The following is a 15,657-nucleotide window of genomic DNA, read 5'->3' on the forward strand; positions in this document are numbered from 1 at the left end:
CAAGAGGCATCGGGTTCGCGGTCACAGCCCGCGCAGCGCCTGCAGGCGGGCCTGCACCATCAGCGCCTTCATGTCGCGCACCGCCTTTTCCCAGCCGTCGAACACCGCCTGCGCCACGATGGCGTGGCCGATGTTGAGCTCGGCGATGCCGTCCAGCGCGGCCACCGGCTTGACGTTGCCGTAATGCAGGCCGTGGCCGGCATTCACGCGCAAGCCATGGCGCAGCCCTTCGGCCACGGCCAGGCGCAGCCGTTGCAGTTCGGCCTCGGCGGCCTCCCCTTCGGCTTCGGCATAGGCGCCCGTGTGCAATTCGATCACCGGCGCGCCGGCCTTGGCCGCGGCCGCGATCTGCACCGGATCCGGATCGATGAAAAGCGACACACGGATGCCGGCCTCGGCCAGCAGGCCCACGGCGTCCGACACGGACCCCATGGCGCCAGCGACTTCCAGGCCGCCTTCGGTCGTGAGCTCGGTACGCTTTTCGGGCACCAGGCAGACGTCGCTGGGCTTGACCGCGCAGGCGATTTCCAGCATTTCCGCCGTCACCGCGCATTCCAGGTTCATGCGCGTGCGCAGTTGCGGACGCATGGCATAGACGTCCTTGTCCTGGATATGGCGCCGGTCTTCGCGCAGATGCAGCGTGATCAGATCAGCGCCGGCATCCTCCGCGCGCAACGCGGCGAGCACCGGATCCGGATAGGTCGTGTGGCGTTGTTGCCGCAGCGTGGCAACGTGATCGATGTTTACACCAAGTTCTATCATTGCACTTTCGTTGTTTCTTCCCAGCCGCCGCCCAGGGCCTTGTACAGTTCCACGCGGTTGATCAGCGCGGCCAGGCCAGTCTGGACCAGAGAGAGCTGGGCATTGAAAAAGTCCACCTGCGCGGTCTGCACCTGCAAGTAGCTGTCGATACCGTTGGTATAGCGCAGATTCGACAGTTCCAGCGTGCGTCCGGACGCGTCCTGCAAGGCGCGCTGGGCATCCAGCTGCGCCCCGTAGGTAGCTTCGCCCGCCAGCGCGTCCGAGACTTCGCGGAACGCCTGCTGAATGGACTGTTCGTACTGCGCCACGGCGATATTGTCGCGCGCCTTGGCCAGGTTCAGCCCTTCGCGGATGCTGCCGCCGGCAAACAGCGGCGTGGTGATCGAAGGCGAGAAGCTCCAATAGCCCTGGCCGCCCTTGAACAGGTCGCCCAACGACGGGCTGGCCACGCCCAGCAGGCCGGTCAGCGAGATGGTCGGGAAGAACGCCGCGCGCGCCGCGCCGATATTGGCGTTGGCGGACAGCAACTGGTTTTCCGCGGCCATGATGTCCGGGCGGCGTTCCAGCAGGTCGGACGGCAGGCCGGCAGGCACCGTGGCCAACAGCTGGTCGCGGCCGAACACGGCAGGCGCCGGCAGGTCCGGCGGCAACGGCGTGCCAACCAGCAGCACCAGGGCGTTCATGGCCTGAGCCTGGGCGCGGGCCAACTGCGCCAGATCGGACGAGGCCGTATCCAGCAGCGTCTTGGCCTGGTTCAGGTCCAGTTCGGAGGCCACGCCGCCGTCGAAACGGCGCTTGACCAGGTCATAGGACTCCTGGCGCGACGCCAAGGTGCGCTGCGTCAGCTCCAGCTGGACCTCGGCGGCGCGCAGGTTGAAATACGACTGCGCGACCGACCCGACCAGCGTGATCTGGGCGCTCTTCTGCGCCTGTTCCGTCGACAGGTATTGCTGGTACGCGGCCTCGGAAAGGTTGCGCAAGCGGCCGAACAGGTCGATCTCGAAGGTGGTCAGGCCGATGCCGGCCTGGTACGAGCTGCTGATGGAGCCCGAGCCGGCGGCCCGCATGTTCTGCGGCAGATGCTGGCGCTGGCCCTGGATGCCGGCGCCGATGCTGGGCCATTGCGCGCCGCGCTGGATGCCGTACTGGGCGCGGGCCTCTTCGACGCGTTCAACCGCCACGCGCAGGTCGCGGTTGTTGACCAGCGACAGCTCGATCAGGCTTTGCAGACGCGGATCGCGGAAGAACTCGCGCCAGCCCAGATTGGCGGCGGGCGTGCCGTCCTGCGGCATGACCGCGGTGGACGGTTGGGTCCCCAGCGAAGTGGGCTTGGCATAGCCGCCGTACTGCACCTTGGGCTGGTCGGGCCAGGTGCCCGTCACCGGCGCGTCGGGGCGCTTGTAATCAGGCGCCAGCGAGCAGCCGGCCAACGCCACCGCCACGAAAGCGGACAAGGCGGTCTGTTTGAACTTCAGGGCTTTCATTCCTTGCCCTCCTGGCCACCGTTGGGTTGTGCGGGATGTTGCGCGGCGTCCGGGGCAGCCTGTCCGGCTGCAGCCTTCTTGGCCGCCTGCTCTTCTTCGAAGGCGCGCAGTTCGGCGCCCAGCAGGCGCGGCCGGGTCTTGAACAGGCCCAGCACCACCACGAAGAAGGTCGGCACGAAAATCACCGCGAACGGCGTGGCGGCCAGCATGCCGCCCAGCACGCCCAGACCCACCGCGCGCTGGCTGGCGGCGCCGGCGCCGGTCGCCATGGCCAGGGGCACCACGCCCAGGATGAACGCCAGCGAAGTCATCAGGATGGGGCGGAACCGCAGCCTGGCGGCTTCCACCGCCGACTCGTACAAGCCCATGCCGCGCGCGTACTGGTCCTTGGCGAACTCCACGATAAGAATGGCGTTCTTGGCCGCCAGCCCGATCACGGTCACCATGCCCACCTGGAAGTACACGTCGTTGGACATGCCCAGCGCGCTGATCAGCGCCACCGCGCCCAGCATGCCCAGCGGCACCACCAGCATCACCGAAATCGGGATGGCCCAGCTTTCATACAGGGCGGCCAGCACCAGGAACACCACCAGCAGCGACAGGCCCATCAGGATCGGGGCCTGGTTGCCGGCCTGGCGCTCCTGGTAGGAAAGGCCGTTCCACTCGTAGCCGAAGCCCTGCGGCAACTGGCCCACCAGGCGTTCCATCTCGGCCATCGCCTCGCCCGTCGTGTAGCCCGGCGCGGCGTCGCCGCTGATGCGCATGGACTCGTAGCTGTTGTAGCGCACCACCTGCACCGGGCCCTGTTTCCATTCGGCCTTGACGAAGGTGGACAGCGGCACCATGCCGCCCTGGCCGTTGCGCGCATTCAGCTGCAGCACGTCATTGAGCTGCATGCGGTACGGCGCGTCGGCCTGCACCCAGATGTTCTGCATCCGGCCCAGGTTGGGGAACTTGCTCAGGTAGGCGGAACCGACCGCCGTGGAAATCAGCGAGGCGGCCTCGTTGAAATCCACGCCCAGCGCGGCCGCCTTGTCGCGGTCGATGGTCAGGCCGAGCTGTGCGCCCGGTCCGAGACCGGTGATGCGCACTTGCGACAGCACGGGGCTCTTCATGACCAGGCCCATGAGTTCGCCGGTGGCCGCGGCCAGGGCAGCGGAACCCGCCGCGCCGCGATCCTGCAGGCGGAAGTCGAAGCCGGTGGCGTTGCCCAGGGACGAAATGGCGGGCGGCACCAGGGTGAACACCTGCGCGTCATGGATGCCCATCAACTGCTTCTCGAAGGCCTGGAAGGCGATCGCGCCCGCGGAGTCCTTGCGCGCCTTGCGTTCGCTGAAGTCCTTCAGCGTGACGAAGGCGATAGCGGCGTTCAGGCCGTTGCCGTTGAAGCTGTAGCCCTGCACGGCAATGATGTTCTCGACCGCGGGCACGTCCGAGAAGTACTTCTCGACCTGCTCGATGACCTCGACCGTGCGGTTGGCCGTGGCGCCGGTGGGCAGCTCGATGTTGCTGACCACATAGCCCTGGTCTTCCTCGGGCAGGAACGACGACGGCAGGCGCAGGTACAGCCAGCCCAGCAGCACGACCAGCAACAGGAAGGCCAGCATCATGCGGCCGCCCTTGTGCAGGATGCGCGACACCCAATTCTGGTAGTTGTGGGTGGTGGCGTCGAACTTGCGGTTGAACCAGCCGAAGAAGCCCTTCTTGTCCTCGTGGTGGCCCTTGGGCACCGGCTTGAGGATGGTGGCGCACAGCGCCGGGGTGAAGGTCAACGCCAGCAGCGCCGAGAAGAAGATGGACACGGCCATCGCGATCGAGAACTGGCGATAGATCACGCCCACCGAACCGCTCATGAAGGCCAGCGGCAGGAACACCGTCACCAGCACCAGCGTGATGCCGATAATGGCGCCGCTGATCTGCGGCATGGCCTTCTTGGTGGCTTCCTTGGGTGGTAAGCCCTCCGTGGACATGATCCGTTCGACGTTCTCCACCACCACGATGGCGTCGTCCACCAGAATCCCGATGGCAAGCACCATGGCGAACATGGTCAGCACGTTGATGGAGAACCCGAGCGCCAGCATCACCGCGAACGCCCCCAGCATGGCCACCGGCACCACCAGGGCCGGGATCAGGGTATAGCGGACGTTCTGCAAGAACAGGTACATCACCAGGAACACCAGCACCATGGCTTCCGCCAGGGTGTGGACCACCTGCTCGATCGACACCTTCACGTAAGGCGCCGTGTCGTACGGAATGGAGTAGGTAATGTTGCCCGGGAAGTACTTGGACAGTTCTTCCATTTGCTGGCGCACGCCCTGCGCGGTAGCCAGCGCGTTGGCGTTGGGCGACAGCACGATGGCGAATGCCGCCGTCGGCTTGCCGTTCAGGCGGGCGCCGAACTGGTAATTGTCCGCGCCGACTTCGATGCGGGCGACGTCGCGCAGCAGCACCTGGGAGCCATCGGTATTGGCGCGCAGGACGATCTTGCCAAAGCCCTCCACCGTGCTCAACTGGCCGTTGGCCGTGACCGTGGCGGTGATGCGCTGCGAGTCCGGGTTGGGCGGCGCGCCGATGCTGCCGCCGGAAATCACCACGTTCTGCTGGGCGATGGCCTGGTTGACCTGCGACATGCTCAGGTTGAAACCGACCAGCTTGGCGGGATCGACCCACACGCGCATGGCGCGAGGCGCCGCAAACAGCTGGAACTGGCCCACGCCGGGCACGCGCGACACCGGATTCTTGATGTTGCGGGTGATGTAGTCGGCCAGCGCGGTCTGGTCCAGCGAACCGTCGGTGGACGACACCGCCGCCACCATCAGGAAGCCGGTACTGGTCTGCTCGTATTGCAAGCCCTGCTGCTGCACGGCGGTCGGCAACTGCGCGACCACGTTGGACACGCGGTTCTGCACGTCCACCTGCGCCAAGTCTGGGTTGGTCCCAGGCGCGAAGGTCGCGGTGATGGTCGAGGTACCGTAGGAATCGCTGACCGACTCGTAGTAGATCAGGCCCTTGGCGCCGTTGAGCTGGTCTTCGATGATACTGGTGACCTGCTCGGCCACTTCGTTGGCCGAAGCGCCGGGGTACGTAGCCGTGATCGTGATCGCGGGCGGCGCCACGTCCGGATACTGCGAGATCGGCATATTCGGGATCGCCAACACCCCGGCCAGCAGGATGAACAGGGCGACTACCCAAGCGAAAATCGGTCTATCAATAAAAAATTGCGGCATGTGGGCTGACTCTGAAAGCGATGCTCACCAAAGAGGAACGCGGCGCTTGCGCCGCGTGCCGCTTAAGATTTCTGGCCTGCGGCCTTGTCCTGCTGCGCAGGCTCGGCAGGCTTGGCGCCGGGCTGCGGAGTGGATTCCGCGGGCTTGGCGCCCGGTTGCGCGGGAGCTTGGCTGCCCGCTGCGGGCGTGCCGTTCTTCCATTCGCTGGCCTGCACCGGCGCGCCCGGGCGGACCTTCTGGAACCCTTCCACCACGACCACGTCGCCAGCCTTCAGGCCGCTGGTGACGATCCAGTTGCTCTTGAGAGCGCCGCCAGTGGTGACCGGAATCTGCTCGATCTTGTTGTCCTTGACCAGCAACAGGCTTTGCAGGCCGTCGGCGGTACGCTGCAGCGCCTGCTGCGGCACCATCAGGGCCTTGTCGTCCACGCCCTGCTCCAGGCGCACGCGCACGTACATGCCGGGCAGCAGGATGCCGTCGGGGTTGGGGACTTCGGCGCGCAGGTTGACCTGGCCCGTGGTCGGATCCACCGTGATGCCGGTGAACAGCAGCTTGCCCGGCTGGCCGTACTCGGAACCGTCTTCCAGCACGATGGTGGCGCGCGCCGTGTCCTTGCCGACCTGCTGCAGCTGGCCGCTGGCAAAAGCGCGGCGCAGGGATGCGAGTTCCGCGGTGGACTGGGTGAAGTCCACGTAGATCGGATCCAACTGCTGCACCGTGGCCATCTGCGTGGCGGAGGTGCCCTCGACCAGCGCGCCTTCGGTGACCAGCGGCTTGCCGATGCGGCCGGTGATGGGCGAGGTGACGTCGGTGTAGCCGAGATTGATCGCAGCGTTGTCCTGCGCGGCCTTGGCGGCGGCGACGGCGGCGTCCGCCTGGCGGTACGAGGCCACGGCGTTGTCGTATTCCTGCTTGCTGACGGCGTTGGCCTTGACCAGCGGCGCGTAGCGGTCGGCCAGCAGCTTGGCGCTGAACAGATTGGCCTGGGCCTGCTTGAGCTGCGCCGTCGCCTGATCGTAGGCGGCCTTGTAGGGCGCCGGATCGATCTTGAAGAGCAGTTGGTTTTCCTTGACGTCCCCGCCCTGCTCGAAGGCGATCTTCTGGACGATGCCGGTGACGCGCGAACGGATCTGCGCATCCCGGACGGCATCGACGCGGCCAGGCAGGTCGGACACGATGGGCGCGCGCTGCGGCTGGATCGTAATGACGCTAACCTGGGGCATGCCTGGATTCATGTGCGGTTTTTCACCACAACCAGCCAATATCAGTGCGAGGACCCCACCAGAAAACACCAGCCCTGAAACACGTTTAGGCGAAAACCGCATTGAAACCCCCGCGTAGCGTAATTAACCGTAATCGCGTCATGTAATCGCAGTATTTAACCGCGGCTCTGGCCGCGACCAAATAAGAAGCATGCGTCATCACGGCACGTAATCAGCCCAGTAATGTAACTCAGTTATTGGGGAAATCACTGATTTTTAGTGCTTCAAATACCACGCGCGACGGGATTTCATACAACAAATCAGGTCTCGGAAAGCTCCCGCAGCTTGCCCAGGAACACATAGCCCATGCCATGTACCGTATGCAACGGCAGCCGGGCGCCGGCCAGCAAGACCTTGCCGCGCAGGCGGCAGATGGCCACATTCAACGTGCGCATCGTGGTGCGCTTGCGAACGGCCATGAATTCATCGCGCCGCAGTTCCCTGGCGGGATTACCCGCCAGGCAAAGCAGGCAGGTGCGTTCCAGGGCAGTCAGGCCGATGCGGATGCCCTGGGGCGTAAGCAGGGTCCAGCCCTGGTAGACCAGGGTCCACCAGCCGTCCATGGCATAGAGAGTGTCGGCCGCGCGGGCGGGCGCGACTTGGGCAAGGCGAGCGGGGGCATTCACGACGGATCTCCACCAGGACGGCCCGCGCCGCGCGGGATGGCGACCGGCTCCCGGAACAAGGTTGCAAATTGCCCCGGAAGACTACCGCCGGAAACCGCCTATGTTGGATTTGTAAGGCATCTATAGGACCAATCCGAGCGGAAGGCTGCCCACCCTATTCAGCATCGCCCGCCTCGCCTGTGCCCCGCCAGTTCAGGTGCGCTTGCCGTTGCGATGGATATCGTGGGTGACGAAACAACTGTCCTGGGTCGGACGGGCCAGGATGCCGGGCTTGGCCAGCGTGGCGCGGATGTCGGACAGCCCGGACTCCCAGTGCTCGCGCATGGCCTCGGTGCCGAACTCGTAGTCCTTGGAGTAACGCTCCAGGTGCTTGGACTCGTAGATGAGGTTGATAATGTTGGTGGCCGGCGTATGGGACAGCTTGCGGATGTCGTCGAACTCAACTGCGTTGCGCTCGGCCTCCGGCAGCTTCGCCAGCAGACGCTGCAAGCCGTGCCGCAGCTTGAGCACGCGCCGCATCTGGTCCGTGACCAGGCGGGTCCGGCTGGAATACTGGATATCCTTCTGCCGCTCGGCCACTTCCTCCAGGTTGGTCGGCAGGCCGCCGCGCGCCGGCCACAGATCGACCTGGAACGCCAGCGTGTCCCGCATGTTGTCCGTGGTCAGCACCTGGGCCAGCGGCGTGTTGGACACGACGCCTCCGTCCCAATAGTGTTCGCCGTCGATCTCGACGGAGGGAAAGCCCGGCGGCAAGGCGCCCGAGGCCATGATGTGCTCGGGCCTCAGGGTGTCCTTCAGGCTGTCGAAATAGGCGAAGTTGCCGGTCCGCACGTTGACCACGCCGAAACTGGCGCGCACGGCACCGCTATTGAGCAGGTCGAAATCCACGAACTCCCGCAAGGTGGCGGCCAGCGGCGTGGTGTCGTAGAAGCTGGTGGACGCCGCGCCCCTGCCGTGCACCAGGTAGGGCGGCGGAAAACGCGGTTTGAAAAAGCCCGGTTGGCCCGAGAACAGGGCCTGGAAGGCCGACACGTGCCCGTTCATGACGGGTGAGCCGAAGCCGAACGGCAAACCTTCGAACATGGGCCCGAGCGTCTCGCCCCACGGCACCGAGGCGAAACCCGCCGGCCGGCAGATGGCTTCCCAGAAACCACGCAAGCGCTCCACCCGCTCGTCCTCGCGGGAACCCGCGATGATGGCCGCATTGATCGACCCGATGGAAATGCCGGAAATCCAGTTGGGCCGGATGCCCGCTTCGTGCAGCCCTTGGTACACCCCGGCCTGGTAGGCCCCCAGCGCTCCCCCGCCCTGCAGCACCAGGGCGACGACTTCATAGGGCGGCGTATCGCCGGTGTCTTGGGTCGGGGCCTTGCGGCGAGTACTCATACGGCTTCCTCTAGGCAGGGCTGGCGGACCGCCCTACTTGCTTTTGTCCGGCACTTGCGGCGTGCCCACGCCCGCGCGGAACGGATACTTGGAGAATATCTGCGCGACCACCTTGTCCGTGTTCTCGGGCGTAGCGGCCGCGTCGGGCTGGACCTCGCCCACCGCCAGGCCTTCCCAGACCAGCTGTCTGCGGCGCATGTCGACCAGGTCGATATTCAAGGTACCCTCAGTATATTGGTAGACGTCGTCGCCCCAGCCGTAGCCGGGCCAGCCGCCGTAGAAGCCGGCGCGATAGCCGTAGTACGGGCCCATGGGCGGAGCGGCCGGCGTGACCTGCACCTTCTGCTGCAGCTTGGCGCTGAAATTGACCAGCAGGTCCGGATTGGAGGCGCTATAGGTATAGCCGCGCATTTCCATCTGGCCGCGCGTGGCGTTCTTGAGGCGCTCGGTCAGCAAGCTGCTGTAGCCCGCTTTGTCCGTGCCCAGCGGCGTCATGTACCCAAATGTCCGATACTGGGCGAAATTCGCCTGGTGATCGTAGTCGCTCTTGACGGTGGGACCCGAGGCGCAAGCCGCCAACAGAGCCGTCATGGAACCCGCAGCCAGCAATTTGAACGCTTTCATGTCGTTTTCTCCGAGAGCCCGATGCTCGAACATAGTGCCGCGAAGCCCACAAAATTTCAACAGAATCTCATTCGCATCGCTCCCGCAGCAAAACGCTGAAGCAGCCGCCGTCCATTACACTTTCATCTGTCCCATACCCTGACCACGGCACGACACAAATGTTGGAACTTGACGGCTCGATTTGGTTTCGCTCCGGCGCCCAGACCTGGGGCGGCAAAAACCGCATAGACCTGCTGGCGCAAATCGACGCTACTGGCTCGATCACGGCCGCCGCGCGCGCCGTGGGCATGAGCTACAAGGGGGCCTGGGACGCCATCGACGCCATGAACAACCTGGCGGGCGAGCCTTTGGTGATCCGGGCCGCCGGCGGCAAGGGCGGCGGCGGCACGCGCCTGACGGACCGCGCGCGCGGCCTGATCAGCACCTTCCGCGCCCTGGAAGCCGAACACCGCAAGTTCATGGAAAACCTGACCCGCGCTGGCATGAACGCCAGCGGGGACATCGACCTCATGAGGCGTTTCATGCTAAAGACCAGCGCACGCAACAAACTGCTAGGCACCGTCATCCAGATCCGCGCCGGCGCCGTCAACGACGAAATCGTGCTGCGCATCGCGGGCGGCCTGACCATCACGGCCACCATCACCCGCGAAAGCACGCAGGAACTGGGATTGGCGATGGGCAAGGAGGCGATCGCGCTGGTCAAGGCGTCGTCGGTGATCGTGGGCGCGCCCGGCCCCGGCCTGCGCCTGTCGGCGCGCAATCAGCTACCGGGCAAAATCACCGCCCTGCGCCCGGGCGCCGTCAACAGCGAGATCTTGATCGGACTGGACGGCGGCGTGACGCTGGCGGCCATCGTCACCAATGAAAGCGCGCGGGACCTGGCCCTGGACGTAGGCGCCGACGCGGTGGCGATCTTCAAGGCTTCCAGCGTGATACTCGGCGTGCTGGACTGACCTGTCAGACGCCCACGTCCTCATCGTGGCGCCGCACCCTGCCCTCGCGCACTTCGAACACTTCGTCGGCCAGCGCGTCCACGTCGGCCGGGTCGTGCGTGATCAGGAGCATGGGCACGTCCAGCTGGCGCTGCAAGGCGTTGAGCTCCGAACGCATCTTGCCGCGCAGCTGCGAGTCCAGCGCTGAAAAGGGCTCGTCGAGCAGCAGGATGTCCGGCCGCAGCATGAGGGCTCGCGCCAAGGCGACCCGTTGCTTCTGCCCGCCCGAGATTTCGCTGGGATAGCTGCCCACGATGGAGCCCAGCTCGAACGCGTCCACCCAGCGCTGCGCCTCGGGCCCGACCTCGCGCCTGGGCGGATTGCGCCAACCGCGCCGCAATCCAAAAGCAATGTTCTGCGCCACGGTCAGATGAGGAAACAGGGCGTAGTCCTGGAACAGATAAGCGACGCGGCGCGATTGCGCGGGCAGGCTGACGCCGGCGTCGGCATCGAACAGCACTCGGCCGTTGATCTCGATGCGGCCCGAGTCAGGGCGCAGCAGGCCAGCCACCGCGCGCAGCGTCAGGCTCTTGCCCGCCCCCGACGGACCGAACAGCGCGATGCGCTTGGCCGAGGAATCGAACGCTACGTCCAGCGCAAAGCGGCGGTCGCCGGACACCATCTGCTTGCACACCCGGATGCTGACGCTCATAGCGCGCTCCCGTTGCGCCGACCGCTGACGGGCACCAGCTTGCCGGCCAGCAGCAAGACCACCACGCAGGTCACCGAGGTAACCAGCACCAGCATGTTGGCGGTGGCGTCGTCGCCTGCCTGCACCGCCTCGTAGATGGCGACCGACAGGGTTTGCGTGCGTCCCGGCAGATTGCCGGCGATCATCAGCGTGGCGCCGAATTCGCCCAGCGCCCGCGCGAACGCCAGCAGCACGCCGGCAGCGATGCCGCGCGCGGCCAAAGGCAGGGTAACGCGGAAGAACACTCCCGCCTCGCACACCCCCAGCACGCGCGCCGCGCTTTCGAGCTGGCTGTCGACGTTCTCGAAGGCGGCGCGGGCCGATTTAAACACCAGCGGAAACGCCACCACGGAAGCCGCGATCACGGCGCCCTGCCAGGTGAAGACCAGTTCGATGCCCCAGTCCGCCAGCGTCTCGCCGATGATGCCGCGGCGCCCCAGCAGCACCAGCAGGTAGTAGCCAAGCACCGTGGGCGGCAGCACCAGCGGCAAGGTCAGCAGCGCGTCCAGAAGATCGCGCCCCGGCCAGCGCCAGCGCGACAGGCCATAGGCCGCGGCCGTGCCTGCCACGGTCGCCAACAGCGTTGCCCAGCCTGCCACTTTCAGGGAAAGCAGCAGTGGCACCCAAACCGGATCACTCATCAATGCCTACGATTCAACAGGTATCAGGGCTTCTGGAAGCCGTAGCGCGACAGTATCGCCTGACCTGCGGGAGACAGCACATAGGCGACGAAACTTTCGGCTTCCTTGGCGGCGGCTTCGCGGGTGGTGACGGCGATGGGATAGGTCACCGGCGTCTGCGAAGGCACGCGCACCGCGACCTTGACCTTGTCCGCCATGATGGCCGCGTCGGTTGCGAACACGAAGCCCGCGTCGACCTCGCCGCGCGCCACGTAGTCCAGGCTCTGCCGCACGTTCTGGGCCAGCACGCTCTTGGCCTGCACTTCCTTCCACAGGCCTGCCGCTTCCAGCGCGCCCTGGGTATAGCGGCCGACCGGCACCGATGCCGGATTGCCATAGGCGATGCGCTTGACGTCGTCGCGGGTCAGGTCCTTGAGCGCTGTGATGTTGGCCTTGCTGTCGGCAGGAACGATCAGCACCACCTGGTTGGCGGCGAAGTCCACGCGGGAGGCCGGCTTGACGGCTTTTTCCTCGACCGCCTTGTCCATGGCCTTCTGATCCGCCGAGGCGAACACGTCGGCCGGCGCGCCCTTGACGATCTGCTGCAGCAGCACGTCGGAAGCGCCGAAGTTCAGGATGACCTTGGTGCCGGCGTGCTCTTTTTCGTAGCCTTGCGCGACTTCCTTGAAGGCGTTGGTCAGGCTGGCGGCGGCCGACACCACCAGGTCGCCGGCGTTGGCGTTGGCGCTCCATGCGGCGGCCAGCGCCAAGGACAGCGCCACGATCGGACGTTTGCAGAACATGTTCTTCTCCCAGAGGAAATCGCTAAGTCGGTAACGAAATATATATAGGTATATAACGCCCGTCAATTTGGCTTCCCGGGGGACCGTTGAGCAATATCAAGGAGTGGTGGCCATGGCTTCCGGCCCAGGACCCGGCGCAGGCTTCAGCCGCGCGCCACCGTGGTCGCGTGCACCGACTCGGGCGCCAGCAGCGTCCGCAGGTGCTCCAGCGCCAGCTCGGGCCGCGCCGCGCCGCACATGAAGACGTCCAGCGCGGCGAACTGGTGCTCGGGCCAGGTGTGGATGCTGATGTGGGATTCGCTCAGCAGGACCACGCCGGTCACGCCAGCGCCGTCGCCGAAATGATGAAAATGCGCGCTGAGCACGCGCGCGCCCGCCGCCTGCGCCGCGGCGACCAGATCGCGTTCCAGCGCCTGCGCGTCGGTCAGGCGATCCGCCGGCACGCCGCGGAAATCCGCCAGCACGTGGCGGCCAGGGGTAGCATGCGGGGTCACTTGTGGGATCCGCCCGAGGACCAGCCCGAGCCGCCGGACGAACTGCTACCCCAGCTGCTGCTGGAGCCGCCGCCAGACATGCGCGCGCCCGGCGAGCTGACCCCGGTGGCGAAGATCACCACCACAATGGCGTAGACGGTATATAGCAGCTTGCCCATCTTGTCATTCGTCCTTGCCGGATAGTTTGTCCGCCAGCGCCGCCGGAATCCAGAGGAACGCCGCGCCGATCAGAAGAGGAACGATGCCCCCGCTGAAGATATTGTCGAAGTTCAGGAAGGCCAGCGCGATCAGGGCCGTCCAGGCAAACTTGCGATACCCCCCGGGTTTGCCGCTAAGCGGCATGGCCTTCTGCTTGGCCAGTTCAGGGTCCCCGAACCATTCGGCCAATTGCGCCGGCGCCACCGGCCCCGAGGCCGACCAGCCCAGTTCGGACTCGCTCAGCTCGCGGGTCAGTTTGAGGTTGCCGGCCTTGTAATCCGTGATCTTGGTGCTGTCGCCGACCTTGACGCGCCAGTTGAACGCGCCCAGCGCCAGCTCCACGCGCGAGGTGTAGTCGTACAGCTTCTGATAAAGCTTGGAGCGCCAGCGCACGCTGCTGGCATTGTTGAGGCTGGGCCAGGTGTCGCACACCTGCACGCGCTCCCAACCTTCGTCGGTTTCCACCAGCCAGATGAACCCCTTCACCGGATTGAACAGCAGGTACTCGATCCAGTCGGACGGTTCCTCGGGATCCGGATCTGCGCACTTCATCAGGCCGATGAGCGTGTAGGAAGCACCGTCGATCTTGGCCACCGCGCCCAGCGCCAGCGTGGTCTGGATAGCCTTGACCTTGCGGGCCTTCTCGATGACTTCGGCGGTGGGCCCCGAGCAATCGACCGCGGCCGAGCAAGAGGGGCAGATCACTTGGGTGGCCATGGCGGCCACGAAGCTTATCGGCCCGCCGCAGTTCGGGCAGTCCAGCGCCTTGATCTGGCCGCGGAAACGGCCGGCGGTCTCCTCGACCTGCTCGTTGGTCCGCAACGATGCCGCTTGCATGGCGGACAGGTCGAACGCCTTGCCGATGTACAGCTCGGGCTCGGGTCCGTCGGAAAAGTCCAGGGTGAGGAAGGCGTCCAGGCAGCGGTAGTCCGCCACCTTGGCCAGCCAGCCCTCGCCCGGCACGAACGGCAGTTCGCCCTGCGTGCCGCCCGCCTGGCAGGCGCGCACGTCGGCGGCGGTGTAGCGCTGCCCGTCCAGCTTCAGTTCGTCGCCCGGCGAAATATCATCGAACGCCGGCATGCCCTGCGTGGACTTGACCTTGCGCCGCCGGGTCACGGCGTACTGGCCAGAGGCGTCCGACAGCCAGCCGTCGGAACCGTCCTCGAACCAGAGGTACCACTCGTTCCAGAAACCTTCTTCGTAGCGCAGCTGGATGCGGCCGATCAGGTCAAAGCGCTTGCCTTCATGGGTGCCGGCCGCGCCCAGGCACAAGGGCGAGTAGTCCTCCAGGACTTCGGCGGCCTCGCCGATGCGCTTGACCGACTCGGCGTCCTTCAGCAAGGTGCTGCGGCAAGCGCCGCAGACCGCCATGACGGATGCCGCGGACGTGAATTTGACTGGGGCGCCGCACTGCGGACACAGAACCTGCTGCATGGAACCTTAGCTGGTGAGTTTCTTCAGCACTTCGGCCTTGGCCGAATCGTAGTCCGCGGCCGTGATCAGGCCCTTGTCCAGCAGGTCCTTGAGCTGCTGCAGCCGCTGCGCCGGGTCGATCCCGGCGGCAGCCGGCGCCGGCTGTGCGGGTTGCTGCGCCGCCGGCTGCGGCGGCTGGCCCTGAACCCCGGCCAGTCCCGCTGCCATGGTCTGGCCCAGCGCCGCGCCGGCCGCCAGGCCCGCACCGATGCCGGCAATGCCGCCCTCGTTCTGCGCCGCCATCGGGATGGCCGTGGCGGTCTGATATTGGGTGAACTTGCCCAGGTCGCCGGCCATGCCCATGGAAATCCGGGTGTCCAGCGCTTTCTGCAGCTCTTCCGGCAGCGAAACGTTCTCGACCGTGAAGTTGTCCAGCTTGACGCCGTAGCGGTCGAACACCGGCCCCAGTTGCTCGGCGATGCTTTGCGACATCAGCCCCTGGTTGCCGGCCATGTCCAGGAACGGCACCTTGGAGCCGCCCAGCGCCGTCGTCATCGCCGCGACCACCATGTTGCGCAACTGCGCCTCCAGGTCGTCCACGGTGTATTCGTCGCGCGTGCCGCTGATCTCGCGGTAGAACTTGGCGGGATCGGAGATCTGGTAGGAATACACGCCGAAGGCGCGCAGGCGCACCATGCCGAACTCGCTGTCGCGCAGGGTCACCGGCTGGGCCGTGCCCCAGCGCCGGCCCAGTTGCAGGCGGGTGCTGAAGAAGATCACGTCCGACTTGAAGGGCGACTCGAACAGCTTGTCCCAGTTCTTCAGGTAGGTCAGGATCGGCAGCGTCTGCGTGGTCAGCTTATACATGCCGGGGCCGAACACGTCGGCCACCTTGCCTTCATTGACGAACACCGCCATCTGCGACTCGCGCACGGTCAGGCTGGCGCCATACTGGATTTCGAAGTCCTGCATCGGATGGCGCCAGGCGAGCACGCCGTCACGGTCCTCGTTCCATTGCAGGATGTCGATGAACTGTTTGCGGATGAATGAACCGAGACTCATGAGTAGTTCTCCT

General features: G+C 65.8%; 15 protein-coding genes. 1 reads left to right on the forward strand and 14 read right to left on the reverse strand.

Features of this window, described 5'->3' with window-relative positions; all coding sequences use genetic code 11:
- Positions 1–21 precede the first annotated feature (21 nt).
- The 7 genes from pdxJ to IPU70_RS30010 all read right to left on the reverse strand — a co-directional run bounded on the left by pdxJ (position 22) and on the right by IPU70_RS30010 (position 9,371).
- Positions 22–762 carry a pyridoxine 5'-phosphate synthase gene (gene pdxJ / locus IPU70_RS29980; protein WP_207472762.1) on the reverse strand — a complete coding sequence of 247 codons (741 nt, stop codon included), beginning with the start codon at positions 760–762 and terminating at the stop codon, positions 22–24.
- Positions 759–2,246, reverse strand: coding sequence for an efflux transporter outer membrane subunit (locus tag IPU70_RS29985; protein ID WP_207472763.1), 1,488 nt, complete (start codon positions 2,244–2,246; stop codon positions 759–761). The genes pdxJ and IPU70_RS29985 overlap by 4 nt, the downstream gene beginning before the upstream one ends.
- On the reverse strand, positions 2,243–5,473 hold the full coding sequence (locus IPU70_RS29990; RefSeq protein WP_207472764.1) for an efflux RND transporter permease subunit: 3,231 nt from the start codon (positions 5,471–5,473) through the stop codon (positions 2,243–2,245). Before IPU70_RS29990 ends, IPU70_RS29985 begins: the two co-directional genes overlap by 4 nt.
- Before the next feature lie 62 nt (positions 5,474–5,535).
- Positions 5,536–6,798 (reverse strand): efflux RND transporter periplasmic adaptor subunit, encoded by a 1,263-nt coding sequence (locus tag IPU70_RS29995; RefSeq protein WP_207472765.1) that lies wholly within the window; start codon positions 6,796–6,798, stop codon positions 5,536–5,538.
- Between the two features lie 197 nt (positions 6,799–6,995).
- Entirely contained in the window at positions 6,996–7,361 is a 366-nt protein-coding gene (locus IPU70_RS30000; protein ID WP_207472766.1) for a helix-turn-helix domain-containing protein, read from the reverse strand.
- Between the two features lie 192 nt (positions 7,362–7,553).
- Positions 7,554–8,747 carry a patatin-like phospholipase family protein gene (locus IPU70_RS30005; RefSeq protein WP_207472767.1) on the reverse strand — a complete coding sequence of 398 codons (1,194 nt, stop codon included), beginning with the start codon at positions 8,745–8,747 and terminating at the stop codon, positions 7,554–7,556.
- A 33-nt stretch (positions 8,748–8,780) separates the two neighbouring features.
- Entirely contained in the window at positions 8,781–9,371 is a 591-nt protein-coding gene (locus IPU70_RS30010; protein WP_013395013.1) for a DUF4136 domain-containing protein, read from the reverse strand.
- Between the two features lie 158 nt (positions 9,372–9,529).
- On the opposite strand from IPU70_RS30010, the gene IPU70_RS30015 reads away from it, so the two are divergent.
- Positions 9,530–10,324 (forward strand): TOBE domain-containing protein, encoded by a 795-nt coding sequence (locus tag IPU70_RS30015; protein ID WP_207472768.1) that lies wholly within the window; start codon positions 9,530–9,532, stop codon positions 10,322–10,324.
- Positions 10,325–10,328: 4 nt separating this feature from the next.
- Here the strand turns inward: IPU70_RS30015 and IPU70_RS30020 are convergent, their stop codons facing one another.
- From IPU70_RS30020 to IPU70_RS30050, 7 genes are all read right to left on the reverse strand, one after another.
- Positions 10,329–11,015 (reverse strand): sulfate/molybdate ABC transporter ATP-binding protein, encoded by a 687-nt coding sequence (locus IPU70_RS30020; protein WP_207472769.1) that lies wholly within the window; start codon positions 11,013–11,015, stop codon positions 10,329–10,331.
- On the reverse strand, positions 11,012–11,695 hold the full coding sequence (gene modB, locus IPU70_RS30025) for a molybdate ABC transporter permease subunit (RefSeq protein ID WP_207472770.1): 684 nt from the start codon (positions 11,693–11,695) through the stop codon (positions 11,012–11,014). The genes IPU70_RS30020 and modB overlap by 4 nt, the downstream gene beginning before the upstream one ends.
- Before the next feature lie 23 nt (positions 11,696–11,718).
- Positions 11,719–12,477 carry a molybdate ABC transporter substrate-binding protein gene (gene modA / locus IPU70_RS30030; RefSeq protein ID WP_207472771.1) on the reverse strand — a complete coding sequence of 253 codons (759 nt, stop codon included), beginning with the start codon at positions 12,475–12,477 and terminating at the stop codon, positions 11,719–11,721.
- Positions 12,478–12,620: 143 nt separating this feature from the next.
- Positions 12,621–12,971 carry an adenosylmethionine decarboxylase gene (gene speD, locus IPU70_RS30035; protein WP_041654064.1) on the reverse strand — a complete coding sequence of 117 codons (351 nt, stop codon included), beginning with the start codon at positions 12,969–12,971 and terminating at the stop codon, positions 12,621–12,623.
- Positions 12,968–13,129 carry a hypothetical protein gene (locus IPU70_RS30040; protein ID WP_207472772.1) on the reverse strand — a complete coding sequence of 54 codons (162 nt, stop codon included), beginning with the start codon at positions 13,127–13,129 and terminating at the stop codon, positions 12,968–12,970. The genes speD and IPU70_RS30040 overlap by 4 nt, the downstream gene beginning before the upstream one ends.
- Positions 13,130–13,133: 4 nt before the next feature.
- Entirely contained in the window at positions 13,134–14,603 is a 1,470-nt protein-coding gene (locus IPU70_RS30045; protein ID WP_207472773.1) for a DUF4178 domain-containing protein, read from the reverse strand.
- A gap of 6 nt (positions 14,604–14,609) precedes the next feature.
- Entirely contained in the window at positions 14,610–15,644 is a 1,035-nt protein-coding gene (locus tag IPU70_RS30050; protein ID WP_207472774.1) for an SPFH domain-containing protein, read from the reverse strand.
- Between the last annotated feature and the right edge of the window lie 13 nt (positions 15,645–15,657).

Origin of the sequence: Achromobacter sp. SD115 (assembly GCF_017355315.1) — a bacterium.
Taxonomy (GTDB): Bacteria; Pseudomonadota; Gammaproteobacteria; order Burkholderiales; family Burkholderiaceae_B; genus Achromobacter; species Achromobacter xylosoxidans_B.

Excerpts from the sequence above, each read along its gene's own strand:
- modA (WP_207472771.1), bottom strand. The coding sequence starts at position 12,477 with ATGTTCTGCAAACGTCCGATCGTGGCGCTGTCCTTGGCGCTGGCCGCC.
- pdxJ (WP_207472762.1), bottom strand. The coding sequence starts at position 762 with ATGATAGAACTTGGTGTAAACATCGATCACGTTGCCACGCTGCGGCAA.
- IPU70_RS30010 (WP_013395013.1), bottom strand. The coding sequence starts at position 9,371 with ATGAAAGCGTTCAAATTGCTGGCTGCGGGTTCCATGACGGCTCTGTTG.
- IPU70_RS30020 (WP_207472769.1), bottom strand. The coding sequence starts at position 11,015 with ATGAGCGTCAGCATCCGGGTGTGCAAGCAGATGGTGTCCGGCGACCGC.
- IPU70_RS29995 (WP_207472765.1), bottom strand. The coding sequence starts at position 6,798 with ATGCGGTTTTCGCCTAAACGTGTTTCAGGGCTGGTGTTTTCTGGTGGG.
- IPU70_RS30045 (WP_207472773.1), bottom strand. The coding sequence starts at position 14,603 with ATGCAGCAGGTTCTGTGTCCGCAGTGCGGCGCCCCAGTCAAATTCACG.
- IPU70_RS29985 (WP_207472763.1), bottom strand. The coding sequence starts at position 2,246 with ATGAAAGCCCTGAAGTTCAAACAGACCGCCTTGTCCGCTTTCGTGGCG.
- modB (WP_207472770.1), bottom strand. The coding sequence starts at position 11,695 with ATGAGTGATCCGGTTTGGGTGCCACTGCTGCTTTCCCTGAAAGTGGCA.
- IPU70_RS30005 (WP_207472767.1), bottom strand. The coding sequence starts at position 8,747 with ATGAGTACTCGCCGCAAGGCCCCGACCCAAGACACCGGCGATACGCCG.
- IPU70_RS30040 (WP_207472772.1), bottom strand. The coding sequence starts at position 13,129 with ATGGGCAAGCTGCTATATACCGTCTACGCCATTGTGGTGGTGATCTTC.
- IPU70_RS29990 (WP_207472764.1), bottom strand. The coding sequence starts at position 5,473 with ATGCCGCAATTTTTTATTGATAGACCGATTTTCGCTTGGGTAGTCGCC.
- IPU70_RS30015 (WP_207472768.1), top strand. The coding sequence starts at position 9,530 with ATGTTGGAACTTGACGGCTCGATTTGGTTTCGCTCCGGCGCCCAGACC.
- IPU70_RS30050 (WP_207472774.1), bottom strand. The coding sequence starts at position 15,644 with ATGAGTCTCGGTTCATTCATCCGCAAACAGTTCATCGACATCCTGCAA.